Source organism: Roseimicrobium gellanilyticum (genome assembly GCF_003315205.1).
In the GTDB taxonomy this organism is placed as follows: domain Bacteria; phylum Verrucomicrobiota; class Verrucomicrobiia; order Verrucomicrobiales; family Verrucomicrobiaceae; genus Roseimicrobium; species Roseimicrobium gellanilyticum.
Genome location: NZ_QNRR01000002.1, coordinates 610297 through 628151, shown reverse-complemented (window position 1 = coordinate 628151; position 17855 = coordinate 610297). Strand labels below are relative to the sequence as shown.

Below are 17855 nucleotides of genomic sequence, written 5' to 3'. Positions count from 1 at the left end.
TGTATGTGAAGGCCCGGTTCCGCCTTGTTCAGCAAAAGGTTTTCTGATGCCATGGAGGCATGCAAGGCAGGTCGAGATTTACCAAGGTGGAGTATGGCGTGGGATTGCTGGCAGTGACGCTGCTGGGAACGGTGGCATGTGACCGAATTTCCGAGCGAAGCCAGATCACCAAGGGCATCTCAAACTGCCGCCAGATCCTGGTGGCATTGCGCATCTATGCCTCGGACCACAACGGCAAGTATCCCGACGCCCACATCAATGGGACAAAGACGGCCAACGCAGCGTTTCGCCAGCTCTTTGAGGAGCAAATCCTCGACAACGAAGCGATCTTCGGGTGTCCGCCCAGTCCTTTCGAGCCCGATGGCAAGATCGAAGACGCCTATATCGGACCTCAGTCCACGAAGTATGGGAAGGCAGTGCAGGCTGGCGAGAATCACTGGGCCATGACCGCAGGGCTGAATGACTCCTCGGCAGGGGCCATTCCCGTGGTTTATGAAAATCCGGTAAACGCCACATGGCCTCCCAAATGGAATGCTGATGTGGAAGAGAAACCCGTCCGTGGTCGCACGTGGAAGAATAACACCGTCATCATCGGAACGAATGACACTGCCGTGGCTTCGCAACCCATGGCTGCCAAGAGTGGCGCAGCCGTGGGGTTGAAGCCCGATGCCTCCAGCGGGAAGGATGCCTTCGAGGCGGCCATCAACCCGACGACCTTCCCGAAGGGTGAGGTGCTGGATGTGGAGTAAGAGCCCCATGAAATCGAAAGCATCGTGCATGCCAGTCATTTTCGGCCTTTTGGTGCCTGCGCTCATCGTCCTGCGGCTTGCTCCCAGCCCTGCAGAAATCATGGAGAAGAACCGTATCCAGGAAGGCGTGTCCAATTGCAGGAGAATCATCTCCGCACTGCGCGCCTATGCCGCGGACCATGGTGGAGACTATCCGGACAAATCTCTGGCAAATCCGCGAGGCTCGAACGAAGTCTTCCGCATCCTGTTCAAGGAGGACATCGTCACCAACGAACGGATCTTTGGCTGCCCCCTCAGTCCATTCGTGCCTGATGGCAACATTGGTGATGACGCCAACCACGCTGAGGCCTTGAAAGCAGGAGAGAATCACTGGGCGATGACAGCCGGTCTCGATGACAGTGCCACCGGATACGCGCCGCTGGTGTACGAGAATCCCGCCATCGCCACCTGGCCACCTGCGTGGAATCTGGACGCCCGAGGGACACCTACGCGAGGCCGCTCATGGAGAGGCGGGGTCATCTTGGGTTCGAATGACTCGAGTGTCTCGCTTCATCCATTGGCATTGAAGAAAGGAACGGAAGTGCCCTTGAGGAAGCACTTCGGCACAGACACGGAAGAGAAGGACTCCTTTGAAGTGACCATGGATCCCGCAACGCTCACGGAAAGTGCGGTGCTGGATGTGGATTAAACAAACCCGATGTTCGAAGAACCTCCTCGCTCAAAGAATCCCTGGTGGTCCATCTTCCGCAATACGGTGGCCTTGGTTGCCTTTGTCCTGGTCGCCAGCCAGTTCATTCCCCGGTGTGGGCAAATCAGCGCACGAGGCAACCTTACCAAGGGCATTCAGAATTGCCGTCACGTGATCAATGCTCTGCGCACCTATGCCGCCGATCATAACGGCAATTATCCGTACGCAGCGATGGCTGACCCGCAGAGCTCGAATTAAGTTTTTCGGGTGCTGGTTCAGGAGAAGATCGTCGATAACGAATCGACTTTCGGTAGTCCTGTCAGCCGCTTTGTTCCCGATGGAAACATCGGAGAAGGACCTCAGTTTGCCCATGCCGTCGAAGCAGGAGAGAATCACTGGGCGATGACGGAGGGACTTTCGGATAGTGCCCCGGGCGAGATTCCGCTGGTCTTTGAGAATCCGGCCAAGGCGACCTGGCCCCCCGTGTGGAACCCCGACGCTCAGGGGACCGGTGTGCGCGGTCGGTCATGGAGCAAGGGCGTCATCATTGGAATGAATGACAGCTCGGTTTCGCTTCGACCACTGGAAACGATGAAAGGGACGGCAGTGCCTCTGAAGAAGGTGCATGGGAAGGACCTTTTCGAGGCAGCGATAGACCCAACCGCCTTTCCGACGGGTGAGATCCTAGATATTGAAGAAAAATGAGTGATGTCATAAAACCGAACCGCTCTCGCTTTGGCTGCCTGCACATTCTGGTGGTCCTGACTGCGGCCTGCCTGCTCGCATCCATGTTCATTCCCACCTTTGGACGCATTTCGAAGAGGGGTAACATCACGATTGGCATCTCGAATTGCCGTCAGATCATTACCGCACTGAGAATGTACTCATCGGATCACGGAGGAAAGTATCCGGATGCCGCCCTGGCCAATCCGCAAAGCTCCAATGAGGTCTTCCGAATTCTGTTCCAGAAGAACATCATCGACAATGAGTTGATGTTGGGCTGCCCCATGAGCCAGTTTGTTCCTGACGGAGACATTGGCAAAGCACCAAGCTTCAAGCAAGCCGTCGAAGCCGGAGAAAACCACTGGGCCATGACGAGCGGACTGTCCGATAGTGCTTCAGGAAGCATTCCGTTGGTGTTTGAAAATCCGGTCATCGCCACCTGGTCACCAAAGTGGAATGTCGATGCCAAAGGAACAAAAACGCGGGGAAGGTCCTGGAGCAGTGGTGTCATCGTAGGGATGAACGACAGCAGCGTGGGGATCCAGCCTCTGGACTCCAAGTCTGGGACAGCAGTGCCACTGAAGGACATGGGCGAAGGCACAAATCTCTTTACCCAGCATGGAGATTCGTCCGTCTCTACGGGGTTCACAATTCTGGACGTGGAAGTGAAGCCCTGAAGAACTGCCAGCCGGAATTTGGCTCCCAAACTCAACAGCAATCCAAAAGACGAATGAGAGAAGGACCGACCACGAGCAGAAAACGGGTGCTCACCTGGCCGGAGATGGTGGCCGGAATCGTGGCGTTCCTTCTGCTCATCTTTCTGATCTTGCTGGCGCTTCCCCTGGTAATCCGCAGTCCACACAACAAGATGGACAAGGGCATTTCCAACTGCCGCCAGATCATCACAGCATTGCGCATCTATTCTTCCGACCATGATGGCAAATATCCTGATTCCTTCTTGAAGAACCCTCGCAGTTCCAATGAAGTCTTCCGGGAACTGTTCAAGGAAGGCATCTTCGACGATGAGAGTGAGCACATCTTTGGCTGCCCGGTGAGCCCCTTTATTCCTGATGGGAAGGTTGGAGCGGCACCCGACTTCCAGCAGGCGCTCGAAGCCGGCGAGAATCACTGGGCCATGACGGCGGGACTATCCGATAGTGCTTCTGGAAGCGTTCCTCTTGTTTATGAAAACCCAGTCGTCACGGCATGGTCGCCCATGTGGAACCCTGACGCGAAGGGAACTGAGACACGCGGGCGAGCCTGGTCCTCGGGTATCATTATCGGGATGAACGACAGCAGTGTGGGAATCCAACCTCTGGACTCCAAGTCTGGGACAGCAGTGCCAATGAAGGACATGGGCGAAGGCACAAATCTCTTTACCCAGCATGGTGAAGTGGGCACGGCTTCCGGGGAATGGAGGGTCCTGGACGTGGAAGTAAAGCCGTAGAATGCAGCCGGTCCCGTCTGCGGGACCGGCGCTCCCAGGGCTGCTGGGTGTGGCAGGTCACCGTGAAAGCAGGTGCGTTCCGGAGGTTCGAGACTGGCTTCTGAAGCACCCCACCCCTTGACCCCGCACCGGGCACGCGCTTAGCTGGCGGCATGTCTCTGATTCACGACGACTTCCTCCTCACGACCAAGGCTGCGCGGCGGCTCTACCATGAGTATGCCGAGAATGAGCCGATCTACGACTACCACACCCACCTGCCGGTGGATGAGATGGCGCGGGACCAGAAGTTTGAGACCATCGCGCACATCTGGCTGGGCGGGGACCACTACAAGTGGCGCGCCATGCGTGCCAACGGCATCCCGGAGAGCCACGTGACAGGCAATGCGCCGTGGAAGGAAAAGTTCCTCGCCTTTGCCAAGACGGTACCGCACACGCTGCGCAATCCTCTCTACCACTGGACGGCTCTGGAGCTGAAACGCTTCTTTGGCATCGATGAGCCGCTGAACGAAAAGACGGCAGAGAGCATCTGGAACCGCTGCAATGAGCAACTCGCCACACCGGAATACTCCTGCCGGAATCTGCTTTCCCGCTCGAACGTGCGCGTGGTGTGCTCCACGGATGACCCCACGGACACGCTGGAGCATCACCAGGCAGTGGCGAAGCTCAGCGACTTCCCCGTGAAAGTGTATCCCACGTTCCGCCCGGATGCCGGCATGCGTCTGGAAGATGTGCCCGCGTGGAATACGTGGGTGGACAAGCTCGCTGGCATCACGGGACAGGCATGCGATACGCTCGACTCCTTCCTGCAGGGCATCCGCCAGCGGCATGACTTTTTCCACTCCATCGGCGGACGTCTCAGCGACCATGGTCTCACGAACATGGACACGGAAACGGCGACAGATGCCGAGGCGAAGTCCATCTTCGACCAGGCACGCGCGGGCAAGGCTCTCTCGGCCGAGGCCATCACGCGCTTCCGCTCCTACCTGATGCTGTACTTTGGCCAGCTCGATGCGGAGAAAGGCTGGACGAAGCAGCTCCACCTCGGGGCGCTGCGCAATACAAATGCCCGTCTCTTCAAGAGCTTGGGCCGCGACATCGGCTGCGACTCGATTGATGATCCCTCGCATGCGCAGGGTCTACGCTTCTATCTGGATACGCTGGAGCAGCGCGGTCACCTGCCCAAGGTGGTGCTCTACAATCTGCACCCGAAGGACAACTACATCTTCTCCACCATCATCGGGAACTATCAGGGCAATGAGAACGGCGTCGCAGGGCGCCTGCAGTTCGGCAGCGGCTGGTGGTTCCTCGACTGCCTGGAAGGCATGGAGTGGCAGATCAATGCGCTGAGTTCCACCGGACTGCTCAGCCACTTCGTGGGCATGCTCACGGATTCACGCAGCTTCCTCTCCCCTCCCCGTCACGAGTACTTCCGCCGCATCCTGTGCAACCTCATTGGTCGCGACATGGAGAATGGCCTCGTGCCGGACGACTACGAGTTGGTGGGCGGCATGGTGAAGCGCATCTGCTACGCGAACGCCCATGCCTACTTCGGCATGGATGTGGCGAGAGGGTGAGGAAGCGAGCGCGCTGAGCGATGGTTGAGCCGTGGTTTGCAATGGATGAGCGTGGTTGTTGAAGATCATGCTTCCTTCATCGGAATCACCAGCTCGACCATCTGCGCTTTTTTGAGGAAGATGTTGAACGACATGCCGTCAGAAGGGCGCACGAAGGAGCGAGCGACTTGGTAGCCGAGGCGCTCGCAAACTTTCCCAGCCCTCTGATTGAAGCTCGCGACCGTCGTCCGAAAGAGCGTGGGAGAAAATCTCCCCATGGCATAGTTCATCGCTGCGGCGATGACATGCTGCCCTAGGCCTTTTCCGGTAAGGTCTGGACGCAATCCTCCACCGAGGTCCAGCGCCTCTCCCTCGTAGCTACCACCTGGCACTTGGGCATCCGGGCCGAAGCAACGGAACGCGATCAGGTCATCGTCCTCATTGAGGACTGCTACGTAGTGCAGGTCGGGGCGGAGCAATTCCTTGATGGCTGCGTGCTGATCCTCCGGCTGGAGACTGTACATGCTGTAGGGAGGCGCGTACCGCCATGAAAGCAGCGCCTCGGCATGCACTTCCTGAAACGGACAGAAGCGAAGCTCCGCGCAAAGCATGAGTCACAGTCCACCCGTTGGAGGATGATGTCGGGGCATCACGGCACGCGGAAGACCTTCCCTGTCGTGGGGTCCTTGGCCATCGAGCCGGATCTCATGCCGGAGACATCGAGTTCACGATAGGGCGGATAGGGGCTCTTCGCGCGACCGGGAGTATTCGTCCTTGTGCCGTAGGGCACCGTGGTGGGGTCAATCTTGGGAGCAGGAGCAGGAGGTGGCGATGGTGCTGGGGATGGCTCGGCATCGGCAGCGCCCTCGTCAGGAGGCATGGTTCCCTCGCTCTCCGGAGACTCTACTGCATAGTCAGGGTCCACTTCACGCAAGTACTGCGTGCGACCGCGACGGTGGCGCTGATAGTCGAATTCGTAGTTTCTGTCCCCTCTGCCCCGTCCGAAGTAGTAGTCAGGCTCTGGTGGAGGTGGCGGCACACCATCGTAGTGATACGGAGGCGGAACATCTGGAGGCGGTGGTGGTCCGCCGTAGTGCTCCGGTGGCGGGACGTAAACACAGCTGCCCAGCAGTGTCGCCAGGGCCAGGCCGAAGAGGGGTTTGTAACTTGCCATGAAGAGAGTCTTCGACCGGGTCACGCGGCGAATCATTCAATCACCTGAGTTTCCATGCAGAACGCCTGTGTGTGCCATGCCTTCTCAGCGGGCAGGTGTGGTACTGGTGCTGGTGCTCTTGAAGCGATCCAGCGCGCTCCCACTCGAACCACTGGCTGCGGCCCCTGCTGCGGGATTGTCCTTCAACGTCTTCTCAATATCCTCGAGTACCTTGCGTGGGCCTACATAGTTGCCGTCCACGTAGGAGTCGGAGAGCACCTTTCCTGTCTCGTCGATGAGAACGAGGCACGGGATGCCACGACCAGAGTATTTCGTCACGGCGGATGAGGCGGAGTCCTTCTTCTTGTCGAAGGCGAGAGCCGGCCATTCCATGTCGTCTGCCTTCATGTACTCAGCCATGTCCTTGGCGGAGCGGTCGCTGCTGACAAAGATGAGCTCGAAGTGTGGGTTCTTGGACTTGTTCCGCTTGTACCACTTGACCAGGTCCGGGGTGAAGGCGCGGCAGGGGCCGCACCAGGAGGCGGAGTAGTAGATGGCGACGTACTTCGCGTCTTTCAGCGCAGCAGCGTCAAAGGTCTCAACGTTTTTCCCCTTGGACTTGACCAGGGAGTCTTTGACAGCGGGATACACCGTGTTTTCGGCACGGAGCGCGGGAGCAAAGGCGAGCACCAGCGCGAAGGCCAGTCCGGCAACGGTGAAGTGCGAAGTCTTCATGGCCTCATCATGAAGGCATGCCACGCGATGCACAAGCCATTTTTGGCATATGCAAAGAGAGAATCAGGAGCAGCTGCAATTACTGTACCATCCCAGCAAAGCTGACTGCGCTCGCGAGCTTCTCCGGCAGCTTCACCGTGGGCTCAGGCTCGAATTTCTGGATGGCCTTCTGCAGCCACTCACGGGAGCAGGTGATGTCCTTCAGCGTGATGTAGACGCCATCCTCCTTCTTCGCGAGCACGTACTGACCCACCTGAAAGTCGATGGGTGACACCTCCCCCAGCAGTTCCACCGTGGCCGTGACGGTCTTGGCCTTGATGTCGAGGTGCAACTGCGTGATGCTGCCAATGTCTGCCAGCATGTGGTTCACGGCCATTTTCACACCGGCACTGATGGCGTTGTCAAAGATGCTCATTGAAGGATGGAAGAAGGGAAGGCTGGGAGAATGATGGAAAGGACGCGTTGCTTCACCCAGAATCGCGGCCCGCACAAGCGGTTGATGCGGAGAGGTGGGAAATCTCCGTGTCCTTGCCTGCCGACCACCTGCTTCTTTACCTCAAGACGCGGAGTCGTGCGTAGCCTATACTTCATGCTTGGACCTGACGCGCTCCCCCAGCTTCCGGAATTCGCGCGAGCCGACGGAAGAAGCTTGAAAACAGGAACACGGCAAAAGGCAAAGAGCCACATCAGCAGGAGTAAGGCGGCCCATCTTACGCGAAGCACCAGCCAATCAAAAGCGCTAGATGCTCCCGATGAGTGATGGAGTGCCACCTGAGTGCTTGGCGGTCTGAAAAGGTGATGTCGGTGCTGATGGTCATCGCATTCTACTCCGCATGTTTCTTATCAGCGCTGGAAGCAATTCGGGTTCCTTTCGCATCGAGCAAGACTGTAGGATATGGAAATGGTGCAGACTCATCCTCATACAACAGTTCGCCGGTTTTCGCATTGAGGTAGAAGCTGGTAAAGGAGGAGCGAAAGCTGGCAGGGGGGAGAGAAAAGGGGTCTTGGGGCACTTCGGGATGGGTCAACTGCTCCTTTTCATCAATGATTGCTTGGGCCCAGTGGCGCAGTTCCGCTTCCTTGGGAGCAGCCCCGCGTGTCTGTTTCAACCACTTCTCCAGTTCAGGGGTATTCCAATGAAGGCGATCGCCAGTGATGCGCAGGCGAATTCCGGTAGCGCCATGCTTAAACCTCTCCGCGACGAAGGGATGTCGCAATACGGAGGAAAATGCCTCCTCAATTTCCTGAGGAGTAATCGTGACTTCAATGTCTCCCTTCTTTGATAACGGGAAGACGGCCTCAACCATGCTATCCCGTCCATAGTCCTTCTTGGGCGTCAGGTTTGCGTCCCAGTTCGTTCCGTGGAACCACACTCCGCTGGTATACCAGTCGTCAGCACTGATTTCCGAGGCTGTGAAATGCTGCTCATACACTGCTCTCCGGGGCCATGTGCGATACAGGGCTTCACCTCTTTCCTGCTCTGCCTTCCGCTCAGCATCCCAGATTTCACGCCGACTCCTGGCGCCAGGATCAGTTTCGGTGGCAAGGATATTGCCCGTCGCCAGGTCGAAACGGTAGGCCGTCTTGTCGATCATCACGAGGTGAAAATAGTCTCCCTGGAGGTAGTCACTCTGAAGGAAGCTCCCTGGAAACAATTCTGTGCTGATGCCATTAGGGACGGTCTGCTGTTCGGGCCGCCACTCATAGTGGCTCGCGGAGAACTCTATGCGATGCGGTTGTTTGACAAGGTCACGCACCTCGTAAGATTTCAGAAGTTTGCCGCGGTCATAGAACGCAACGGCCACGTCGTCGAATTTTTCACTGATGGTAGGCCACACTCCCATGCGCACGAGGTACCGTCCATCATCGGACAGGAAGACCTCAGATGCGTACCAGCCTTCAGTGCGCCACAGCTCCACGAACTCGCCGTTTTCATCAAGCTCGTAGGCCACGCCCCATGCCTCCTTCTCCTTCACAGGTCTGTTGTTCTCATAGTGCCACTTCTCCGGTATCATTTTGAAGAAGCAGCGCCCACCCTGTGCTGTCGTTACATGGCGAAATTCAGGGGCAGGTTGATCTGCCACTGCGAAGGGAGCTGCGCAGAAAAGGAACAGCAGAGTGCAGGCCGCGGCAATTTTCATGGGGGGGGGCCAGGATCAAAGCCAAAACCCGGAAGACTGTCCACCGTTTTGCACATCGCATTGTTGCGAGTGGGCACCTCGTCTGGCTGCCACGTTTCTCAGGCATGATATGTTCACACCTGAATTTTCCACTGTGAACATTCCTTTTCCTTCTCACCCCGAACCCGGGTGCTGAGGGCAATATATATACACACTCCCCTAAAGGAGAGTGTGTATATATACTTCATTACCCTTCAGATCAGTACCTCCCTCCGGTCGGCAGCCGGGCCGGGTTCTCCAAAGGGTGTGAAGATTTACTCTTCTCGTGAGCCAGGGCACCGTGGTGAAATTTTTGGAAGTTCGGCGTCATTTCCGCTCGACGCAGCTGGCCACGGGTGTGCAGTCACCAGCAATCTGTATTGCCATCTGACGCACCATCGTCTTGGTTAGCCGCATCCCTTCCATGAAGTTCCCTCTGCCTGCGCTGCTGCTCGCCACTTGTCTTCTGATGGCCTTCTCCCCCACCCTCACGCTATTTGCTGCCGAGGATCTGGCGACGCCGCCCATCACCACGGCAAAGGCATGGGTGATTGCGGATGGGAATACTGGCGAGGTGCTGGCATCCCACCAGCCCGATGAGAAGCTGAAGTCCGCGAGCACGACGAAAGCCATGTGCGCTCACGTGGTGCTGGGGCTCGCGAAGAAGGACCCCGCGGTGCTGGATGAAATGGTGACCATCTCCAAGCTCGCGGATGCGACGGCAGGCTCGACTGCGGGTGTGAAGGCTGGCGAGAAGATCTCGGTGCGTGATGGCCTGCGAGGTCTGATGCTGCCCTCCGGCAATGACATGGGGAATGCGTTTGCAGAGCATTTCCATGCGCGCCTGCAACCACCCGGAAAGGAGACGCCGGACAGCGTGAAGACACCCGGCTTCCGCACGCGCTGCAATTTCATCGCGGAGATGAACCGTGAAGCCATCCGCCTGGGGATGAAGAACACGGTGTACCGCCAGTCCTATGGTGACGGTGGTGAGGACAAGGACCCCACCACCACGGCGCGCGACCTCGTCATCCTGGCGATCGCCGCGATGAAGGATCCCGCATTTGCTGAGGTTGTGAAGACCCAGAAGTACACCGGCAAGGTCCTGCTCCCGGGGAGCACAACAAAGACCCGCGACATCACCTGGGAAAACTCGAATCAACTGCTCAAGCTTGGCGGCTATGACGGCGTGAAGACCGGCATGACGAATCAAGCTGGGTACTGCCTCATCGCCCGGGGCGAGCAGAATGGCATGCCACTCATCGTCACCATCCTCGGCGCGCCCTCGGAGGAAGTACGGTATGCGGAGGTGCGGAATCTCTTCCGGTGGTGGTGGAGTTCCGGTAGGACGGTGCGACAGTAAGCAGTGCGACGGTGGAAATCATCTGTCGTATAATCTTATCATTCAACGAGTTGTACGCTTTAGAAGAACGTTGCGTGCTCTACCCCGCACGCCAAACAACCACTGCCCCGGTAGCACCGTCCTACCGGACTCCCACGCGATTTGTCGTCCAAAATCGCCCCCACCGGTGGTACACTGGGGCATGCCCGAAGACACTCCTCCCACTCCCCGCATCGAGGCCCCGCCGGAGACCTACGAGGCGTTTGTGCGTCTCTTCGTGGCGCATGAGGGGCGGTTGCGCGGGTTCCTGAGAAGTCTGCTGCCTGACTGGGACGATGTGGATGAGGTGATGCAGGAGACCAGCATCGTGGCCTGGCGGAAGTTTGACCAGTTCGACATGGGCACAAACTTCATGGCGTGGGCAGCAGCGATTGCGCGTTTCGAATCGCTCAAGCACTTGCGCCGCATGTCGCGCGACAGGCTCGTCTTCAATGACGACATCCTCGACCTGCTGGCCGAAGAGTCCCTTGAAGAAACGGACAACCTGGAGGCGCATCGCCTTGCCCTCTGCAAGTGCCTGGAAAAACTCGACCCCCGCCAGAAGGAGCTGCTGCATCTGGCGTATCAGCCCGGCGTGAAATTTCATGAGGTGGCAGAGAAGGCGGGCAAGAGCGCCCAGGCCTTCTACAAGACAATCCAGCGTCTCCGTGCGGCGCTGCTGGAGTGCGCGGAGAAGCACATGCGCAAGGAGGCTCACGCGTGAAGAATCAAAGCAGGACAGACTTCCTCATCGCCGGCTGGCTCAATCAGAGCCTGACGAAGGAGGAGTTTGCGGAGCTGGAACTCGTGCTCCGCAACGAACCCGACGTGCGCAAGAAGCTGCGCCGGGAGGTGAATCTCGACTCGCTGTTGCGTGAACAAGCCGGTGTGGCGGCACTGAATGCGTGGCAACCGGAAGGTGCCCGGAATCGGAATGCCACGAAACGGCGTATCGCGGCATGGGTGCCCTGGGCGGCCGCGGCAGCGCTGGCGGTGCTGGGTATCGCGACCTTTGCCCTCTTGAGTGACAACAGCAACGGTGGTGAACAAACCTTCCAGGTACTGCAGGGCGATAGCATTGCGCCCACGACGGTGGCGGCCACCGCAGAGGAGACGGATCGCGGTTGTGCGATCATCACCAATCAATGGAACACGGAATGGCTGGACAACCCCCCACCCATGCGTGCAGGCGATACGCTGAACGCAGGTCGCTTTGAGCTGGGATGTGGTCTGGCGCAGATTGAGTTCTTCAGCGGAGCACAGCTCCTGCTGGAGGGACCTGCCGTGCTGGAGATCGTGTCACCGTGGGAAGCTGTCTGCACGGATGGAAAAGCCCGCGTGCGCGTGCCACCGCCAGCACAGGGATTCCGGCTGCTGACACCTGGCATGAAGCTGGTGGACCTAGGAACGGAGTTCGGTGTGCATGTGGACAGCGCGAAGGGTGAAGGCGAGGTGCATGTGTTCGAAGGTGAAGTGGAAGCCCATCCTGAAACGGGCAAGATGGTGAGCCTCACGGAGGGCATGGGCCTGAAACGCATGGGAGCGCTCTACTCCCCCATGGATGCGGCCCCGGCGGACTTCGCCAGCATTGATGACCTGAAGGATCTCGCGGGTAAGATGGCGCGCATCCGCTATGACGAATGGGATCAATGGTCCCAAGTGACCCGTAGGGATCCGCGACTGGTGGCGTGCTACTTGTTCCGCCATTGGCACGATTGGGACCGCCTCGTGAACAACGCCGCCGGCAATGACAAGTCCCGCAATGGTGGCGCGGTGGGCGCGCGGTGGACTCAAGGTCGCTGGCCGATGAAGGATGCCCTGGAATTCAAGCGTCCAGGTGATCGTGTGCGCATGAAACTGGATGGCGAATATGAGGCGCTAACCTTCGCCTGCTGGGTGAAGGTGGATGGACTCGATCGCAAATACAACGCGCTGCTGCTCACGGATGGCTACGAGACCGGCGAGCCACACTGGCAGATTCTGGAAGATGGCCGGATGATGTTCTCCATCGCATATCCGGACGAGAAGACTCCTGAAAAGAAGGTGAACCAAATCTACTACTCACCGGTGGTCTTCACGAAGACGAACCTCGGCCGGTGGCACCAGCTGGTGGTGACGTATGACAACTGCAGCGGTGAATCCGTGCAGTTCGTGGATGGCCGCGAAGTGAGCCGCGAGATTTCTCCGCTCTACCAGCCCGGTCGCAAGATTGTCTACGGCGCGTGCGAGATGGGCAACTGGGGGCTGCCGACGAAGGAGCATCAGTTCCCCGTGCGCAATCTCAATGGATGCCTGGATGAATTTCTCATCTACAGCGTGGCTCTGGATCCCTCGGTAGTTCGCCAGATGTTTGAGATCGGAAAGCCGCAATGATTGCGGCAGTGCCTTCGTTACAGGGCGCATCAGACAAGCACTCCAGCCATGATTCCGAGATCCACGGCTTTCCTCCTTCATGTCACCGCACTGGGCTTCGCTCTCCCTGCGGGCGCCGCCACCACTGAGGAGGCGGAGAAGCACTACGCGCAGAAGGTGCTGCCACTCTTCAAGGAGAAATGCCTCGCCTGCCACGGAGAGGATCCGAAGAAGATCAAGGGCGGCCTGGACATGCGCACCCGTGAAGCCATGCTCTCCGGTGGAGACAGCGGTGAGGCCACGCTCGTGCCCAAGGAACCGGAGAAGAGTCTGCTCATGAAGGTGGTCACGCGAGAAGACGAAGATCTCGCGATGCCACCCAAGGAGAATGACAAGCTCAGCGCGGAGCAAATCGAGGTGGTGCGCAAGTGGATTGCCGATGGGGCTCCATGGCCAGATGAGAAGAAGCTGGCGACCTTGCAGAAGCACGCGTGGGAATCCGCCGATGGCGTGCCCATGCAGACGAGTGGCGGACTCTCCGCAGACTGGACAAATCGCCGCTACAAGCCTGAGGACCTCTGGGCGTACCAACCGCTGAAGATTTCAAATCTCGAGCGTAGCGAGGTGCATCCGGTGGATGGGTTCATCAATGCGAAGATGAAGGTGCTGGGCGTCACGCCGGCGCCGCCTGCGGAGCGGAGGACGCTGATTCGGCGAGCCTCGTTTGACTTGCTGGGCCTGCCGCCGTCGCCGGAGGAGGTGGAGGCTTTTGTGAAGGATCCTCTGCCCGAGAAGGAAGCCTTTGCCAAGGTGGTGGAGCGTCTGCTGGCAAGCCCCCACTATGGCGAGCACTGGGGCCGGCACTGGCTGGATGTGGCACGCTATGCGGATTCCTCCGGCTTCGCCAATGACTACGAGCGGGGCAATGCGTGGCGGTATCGCGACTATGTGATTCGCGCAATCAACGCGGACAAGCCATACGATCAATTCATCCTGGAGCAGATTGCGGGAGACGAGATCGCAGAGCGGAACAAAGATGCAGCATCCGGAGAACTGTACATCGCCCCCGGCTTCCTGCGCATGGGTCCGTGGGAGCTTACCGGCATGGAAGTCGCCAAAGTGGCCCGCCAGCGTTTCCTTGATGACGTGACGGACATCGTAGGTCAGGCCTTCATGGGACACACGCTGCAATGCGCGCGGTGCCATGATCACAAATTCGATCCCATCCCCACCCGTGACTACTATGCGATGCAAGCTTGCTTCTCCACCACGCAACTTGTGGAGCGTGCGGCGCCGTTCCTGCCAGCGGAGAACGTGCAGGGCTTTGAGGAAATCAAAACACTGCGTCTGCGTGAGCAGGAGCATCTGGCGACGCTGGCCCGACTGAGTGAGAAGTCCACGGCGGCCGCTCGACAATGGTATGCGGAGAAGAAGCTCGACTCCGCGCCCTTCGAGAAGGCACTGGCTGAGGTGAAGAACCCATCGGCTGTGGAAGCCCCGGGCAACAACAAGAAGGGCAAGGCCAAACGCCAGCGCGGCGGCTATGACGAGGCTCGCAACAAGCTGATGCAGCAGGGCCTTCCCGAAGACCAGCTGCCACCTCGGCACGCCGGGTTCACCACGGAAGACTACGGCATGGATCGTGTGGCTCGCAAAGGTCTGGAGCGCTTGAAGTGGGAAATGGAAAGGTATGAGCCCATTGCCTTCAGTGTCTACAGCGGCCGCACCCCTGACATGAAGTCCGTTTCCGCGCCGCTGCGCATGCCACCCCATCGCATGACCACTGGTGAACTGGAAGAGACCAGCATCCTCGGAGGTGGCGACCCTTTCTCACCCAAGGAAAAGGTGGCGCCCGGCGTGCTCTCTGCCGCCGCGGAGTCATGGGGGCATCGCACCGCCATCACCAGCGACATTTCCGGGAGACGCCTGGAACTCGCCCAGTGGATCGCCTCCCCGCAGAACGCACTCACCTCCCGCACCATGGTGAACCGCATCTGGCAGTGGCACTTTGGCAAGGCTATCGCAGGCAATCCGAACAACTTCGGTGGCACCGGAAAGAAGCCCACGCATCCGGAGATGCTTGACTGGCTCGCGGGTGAATTCGTGGCGAAGGGATGGTCCATCAAAACGATGCATCGCCTCATCATGTCCAGCGATGCTTATCGCCGCAGTTCGCAGCACCCAGATCGGGAGTTGCTTGCCAGGAAGGATCCTGAAGGCATGAGCTATGCCGCCTTCCTGCCGCGACGCCTGCGTGCGGAAGAATTGCGCGACAGCATGCTGTCTGCCTCGGGAGAACTGAATCCGGCCATGGGAGGCATTCCCGTGCGCCCGGAGATCAATCTGGAAGCGGCGCTGCAGCCACGCCAGGTGATGGGCACTTTTGCCTCCGCATGGCAGCCCAATCCCCTGCCCCAGCAGCGTCATCGCCGCAGCATCTATGTGCTGAAGATTCGCGGCCTCGCGGATCCGTTCATGGAAGTCTTCAACGAGCCTTCACCGGAATTCTCCTGCGAGGCACGCGATGCCAGCAACGTGACGCCGCAGGTCTTCAGCCTTTTCAACAGCGAGGCGACCTATGACCGTGCGGTGGCTCTCGCTTTGCGCACACTGAAGGAGACTCAGGGAGACCGCAAGGCGGCACTGCAACGCACCTGCCTGCTCACGACTGGCACGACGCCGGATGAAGCTCGCATGGCCCTGCTGCTCGCTCACTGGGAGCAGATGACTGCGAAACACACAAATACCACGTTGGCCCCGAGCACCCGCCCGAAGGAAATCATCCGTGAAGCAGTGGAAGAGAACACCGGGGAGAAGTTTTCCTTCTCCGAGCGTCTGCATGTGTATGAGAACTTCGTGCCGGACAAGAAGATGAGCAATGTGGATGCCAACACACGAGGTCTGGCTGAGCTCTGCCTCGTACTGCTGAACTCAAATGAGTTCGCGTATGTGTATTGAGGGGCTCACCCCTCATGCTCCGCCGAGATAAGCAGCCAGTCGTCATCCATGCTTTCGTGAATGCGCGGCACCACGTTGCCATCGTCATCGAGAGCTGAGAGGATGTTCAGCTTCGGCGGGATGTAGCCGCTGGCGATGCAGAGGAACTGGTAGAGCAGGCTTCGCTTCGGTGTGTAGGGCTGGTTGTGCCAGAAGTAGCGGCGGTCCTCTTCCTTGGATTGGTGCAGCTCGCGTTCGAGGAGTCTGCGCTCGCTCTCCTGGTGGAATCGCATGTGATCCAGCACGCCCCCGCGCAAAGCACCCAGTTCCCCGCTGTTTGCGCACCAATGGGAGACTCGCTGCCAGCGCTGGAAATCGGGACCGGATTCGTCCGCAGGCTTCGCATCGGCCAGCAGGGTTGGGATGAGCACTTCGTAGAAATCCGGGCGCTTGAAGTCCAGAGCCTCCCAACCGAAGCCGTCAAACATGTTCCTGCCACCGACAATGTTGCCGTACCACTGGCTGGGGATGCCCTGCGGATTCTCCTTGAAGCCTGCGGACTTCAGCGCGCGTTTCTCGGCCTCGGAGAGAGCATTGAGTTCAGGAAAGAGGTCGAAGCGGATGGGCGGACTGACCATCAAGACAGGCTTCTGCTGCTGGCGCGCGACAATGACTTCGTGCACCGTGCCCACGCTGTACGTGTTGGTGGGGACGAAGGCGATGACGAAGTCCGAGAGGTCTGTCATGCGCAGGTCGATGTGCACCGTCTCCCAGAAGTCCCGCTCAAACTGCACACGGGTGGCGGCATTCGTCCAGAAGTCGGCCTCATACTGCTCCTTGTTGGGCAACACGCCCTCCTGGCCATAGTTTTCATGGCCTCGAATGGCGGGCTTGTTCCACGGATCCAGCACGCGAATATGGAAGGCCTTGAGGATGGGAGTGAGCAGCGCGCGCCAGCCGAAGTATTTCTCAATCACCCTGGACCCCACGAAGTCCATGGGGCCGGAGAGGTAGCAGCGGGTCTTTTCGAGGATGTTACTGGCGGGCATCCACTGCTCTAGCACCGGCTCGTGTACTGGGCAATCCAGGATGCGGTGATGAGCGCGACCCCTGAGCGAATGCCCCACCGCACGCGATTTTAATGAAAGTTCTTTGGTCCTACCAATGTACTTTTGGCCATGGTGATGAAGAAGCTCAAACCGGTGGAATACCAACCTCTGAGTCGTCAGGTGCTGCGCAGCCTGCTGGAGAACATCTCCGCGCGGGGACTCGGCCCCGAGGACAAGCTGCCTACAGAGCGTGAACTGGCAAATGACCTTGGTGTGGGACGGAACACGGTGCGCGAGGCGCTGAAATCACTGGAGATGATCGGTGCTCTGGAGCGGCGGCCCAAGAGGGGCTCTGTCATACAGGCGGTGGACCTCTCCCTGCTGGGGGAAGTGACCCAGGCTCTGTGGCTGCGCACGGATGAGGATGCGAGTGAAATGTATGAAGCACGGCGCACCATCGAGCTGGGGGTGCTGCGGCTCGCAGCGGCCAATGCCACGGAGGAGGATTTCCTGCGCATGGAGGAAGCGAATGAGCAGATGGAGCGCGATCACAAACAAGGATTTGCCCCGACCGAAGCCGATGCTGCCTTTCACCAGGCGCTCCTCGGAGCGAGCCACAATCGGTTCCTCATCCAGTTTGGCAGGCTGCTGGAGGAATTCTTCCGGAATGTGCGCCAACGCTACCGGCACGATGCCGCCGTGGCCAGGCGCACGCTGGATGAGCACCGGCAAATCGTCACTGCCTTGCGTCGCGGGCGAGTGGCGCAGGCTGAGCGTCTGATGGAAGCGCACCTCGATCCGCATCGGCAGCCACCAACTCCGGGAGCCAAGTCAAAGAAGGCAACCACTGCCGGTGCCGCTTCAGGCAAGGCTCGCAGGAAGCGCGCTGCCACGAACCGATAGACCACCACCACCTCAGAACCCAAAAC

The 17855-nt window shown here is 58.9% G+C and carries 18 protein-coding genes; 12 read left to right on the top strand and 6 right to left on the bottom strand.

Features of this window, described 5'->3' with window-relative positions:
• Positions 1 to 59 precede the first annotated feature (59 nt).
• The 7 genes from DES53_RS07795 (at position 60) to uxaC (ending at position 5181) form a co-directional block, all read left to right on the top strand.
• Positions 60 to 749 (top strand): hypothetical protein, encoded by a 690-nt coding sequence (locus DES53_RS07795; RefSeq protein WP_113957665.1) that lies wholly within the window; start codon positions 60 to 62, stop codon positions 747 to 749.
• Positions 750 to 756: 7 nt separating this feature from the next.
• On the top strand, positions 757 to 1437 hold the full coding sequence (locus tag DES53_RS07790; protein ID WP_170156940.1) for a hypothetical protein: 681 nt from the start codon (positions 757 to 759) through the stop codon (positions 1435 to 1437).
• 9 nt (positions 1438 to 1446) lie between these two features.
• A complete protein-coding gene (locus DES53_RS07785; RefSeq protein ID WP_113957663.1) occupies positions 1447 to 1695 on the top strand; it encodes a hypothetical protein in 249 nt (82 codons plus the stop codon).
• Positions 1696 to 1704: 9 nt separating this feature from the next.
• On the top strand, positions 1705 to 2142 hold the full coding sequence (locus DES53_RS07780; protein WP_113957662.1) for a hypothetical protein: 438 nt from the start codon (positions 1705 to 1707) through the stop codon (positions 2140 to 2142).
• Positions 2139 to 2837, top strand: coding sequence for a hypothetical protein (locus tag DES53_RS07775; protein WP_113957661.1), 699 nt, complete (start codon positions 2139 to 2141; stop codon positions 2835 to 2837). The genes DES53_RS07780 and DES53_RS07775 overlap by 4 nt, the downstream gene beginning before the upstream one ends.
• Positions 2838 to 2890: 53 nt before the next feature.
• On the top strand, positions 2891 to 3607 hold the full coding sequence (locus tag DES53_RS07770; RefSeq protein ID WP_113957660.1) for a hypothetical protein: 717 nt from the start codon (positions 2891 to 2893) through the stop codon (positions 3605 to 3607).
• A 152-nt stretch (positions 3608 to 3759) separates the two neighbouring features.
• Positions 3760 to 5181 (top strand): glucuronate isomerase, encoded by a 1422-nt coding sequence (uxaC, locus tag DES53_RS07765; RefSeq protein WP_113957659.1) that lies wholly within the window; start codon positions 3760 to 3762, stop codon positions 5179 to 5181.
• A 65-nt stretch (positions 5182 to 5246) separates the two neighbouring features.
• On the opposite strand, the gene DES53_RS07760 is transcribed toward uxaC, so the two are convergent.
• From DES53_RS07760 to DES53_RS07740, 5 genes are all read right to left on the bottom strand, one after another.
• A complete protein-coding gene (locus DES53_RS07760; RefSeq protein ID WP_113957658.1) occupies positions 5247 to 5771 on the bottom strand; it encodes a GNAT family N-acetyltransferase in 525 nt (174 codons plus the stop codon).
• Positions 5772 to 5809: 38 nt separating this feature from the next.
• Positions 5810 to 6334, bottom strand: a complete 525-nt coding sequence (locus DES53_RS07755) for a hypothetical protein (protein ID WP_170156939.1) — start codon at positions 6332 to 6334, stop codon at positions 5810 to 5812.
• Between the two features lie 84 nt (positions 6335 to 6418).
• Complete coding sequence (locus tag DES53_RS07750; RefSeq protein ID WP_113958132.1) at positions 6419 to 7048, bottom strand: thioredoxin-like domain-containing protein; 630 nt, start codon at positions 7046 to 7048, stop codon at positions 6419 to 6421.
• Positions 7049 to 7127: 79 nt separating this feature from the next.
• Positions 7128 to 7463, bottom strand: coding sequence for a hypothetical protein (locus DES53_RS07745; RefSeq protein ID WP_113957656.1), 336 nt, complete (start codon positions 7461 to 7463; stop codon positions 7128 to 7130).
• Between the two features lie 409 nt (positions 7464 to 7872).
• On the bottom strand, positions 7873 to 9189 hold the full coding sequence (locus DES53_RS07740) for a hypothetical protein (RefSeq protein ID WP_113957655.1): 1317 nt from the start codon (positions 9187 to 9189) through the stop codon (positions 7873 to 7875).
• Positions 9190 to 9631: 442 nt separating this feature from the next.
• On the opposite strand from DES53_RS07740, the gene DES53_RS07735 reads away from it, so the two are divergent.
• From DES53_RS07735 to DES53_RS07720, 4 genes are all read left to right on the top strand, one after another.
• Positions 9632 to 10570 carry a D-alanyl-D-alanine carboxypeptidase family protein gene (locus DES53_RS07735; RefSeq protein WP_113957654.1) on the top strand — a complete coding sequence of 313 codons (939 nt, stop codon included), beginning with the start codon at positions 9632 to 9634 and terminating at the stop codon, positions 10568 to 10570.
• A 181-nt stretch (positions 10571 to 10751) separates the two neighbouring features.
• Complete coding sequence (locus tag DES53_RS07730; protein ID WP_113958131.1) at positions 10752 to 11312, top strand: sigma-70 family RNA polymerase sigma factor; 561 nt, start codon at positions 10752 to 10754, stop codon at positions 11310 to 11312.
• Positions 11309 to 12961, top strand: coding sequence for a LamG-like jellyroll fold domain-containing protein (locus tag DES53_RS07725; protein WP_147263271.1), 1653 nt, complete (start codon positions 11309 to 11311; stop codon positions 12959 to 12961). Before DES53_RS07730 ends, DES53_RS07725 begins: the two co-directional genes overlap by 4 nt.
• Positions 12962 to 13009: 48 nt before the next feature.
• Positions 13010 to 15898: a PSD1 and planctomycete cytochrome C domain-containing protein gene (locus DES53_RS07720; RefSeq protein ID WP_113957652.1), complete on the top strand. Its 2889-nt coding sequence runs from the start codon at positions 13010 to 13012 to the stop codon at positions 15896 to 15898.
• A 5-nt stretch (positions 15899 to 15903) separates the two neighbouring features.
• Here DES53_RS07720 and DES53_RS07715 read toward each other — a convergent pair whose 3' ends face one another.
• Positions 15904 to 16926, bottom strand: coding sequence for a hypothetical protein (locus DES53_RS07715; protein ID WP_113957651.1), 1023 nt, complete (start codon positions 16924 to 16926; stop codon positions 15904 to 15906).
• A gap of 135 nt (positions 16927 to 17061) precedes the next feature.
• Here DES53_RS07715 and DES53_RS07710 point away from each other — a divergent pair, with 135 nt between their 5' ends.
• Positions 17062 to 17829: a FadR/GntR family transcriptional regulator gene (locus DES53_RS07710; RefSeq protein WP_170156938.1), complete on the top strand. Its 768-nt coding sequence runs from the start codon at positions 17062 to 17064 to the stop codon at positions 17827 to 17829.
• Positions 17830 to 17855: the final 26 nt, after the last annotated feature.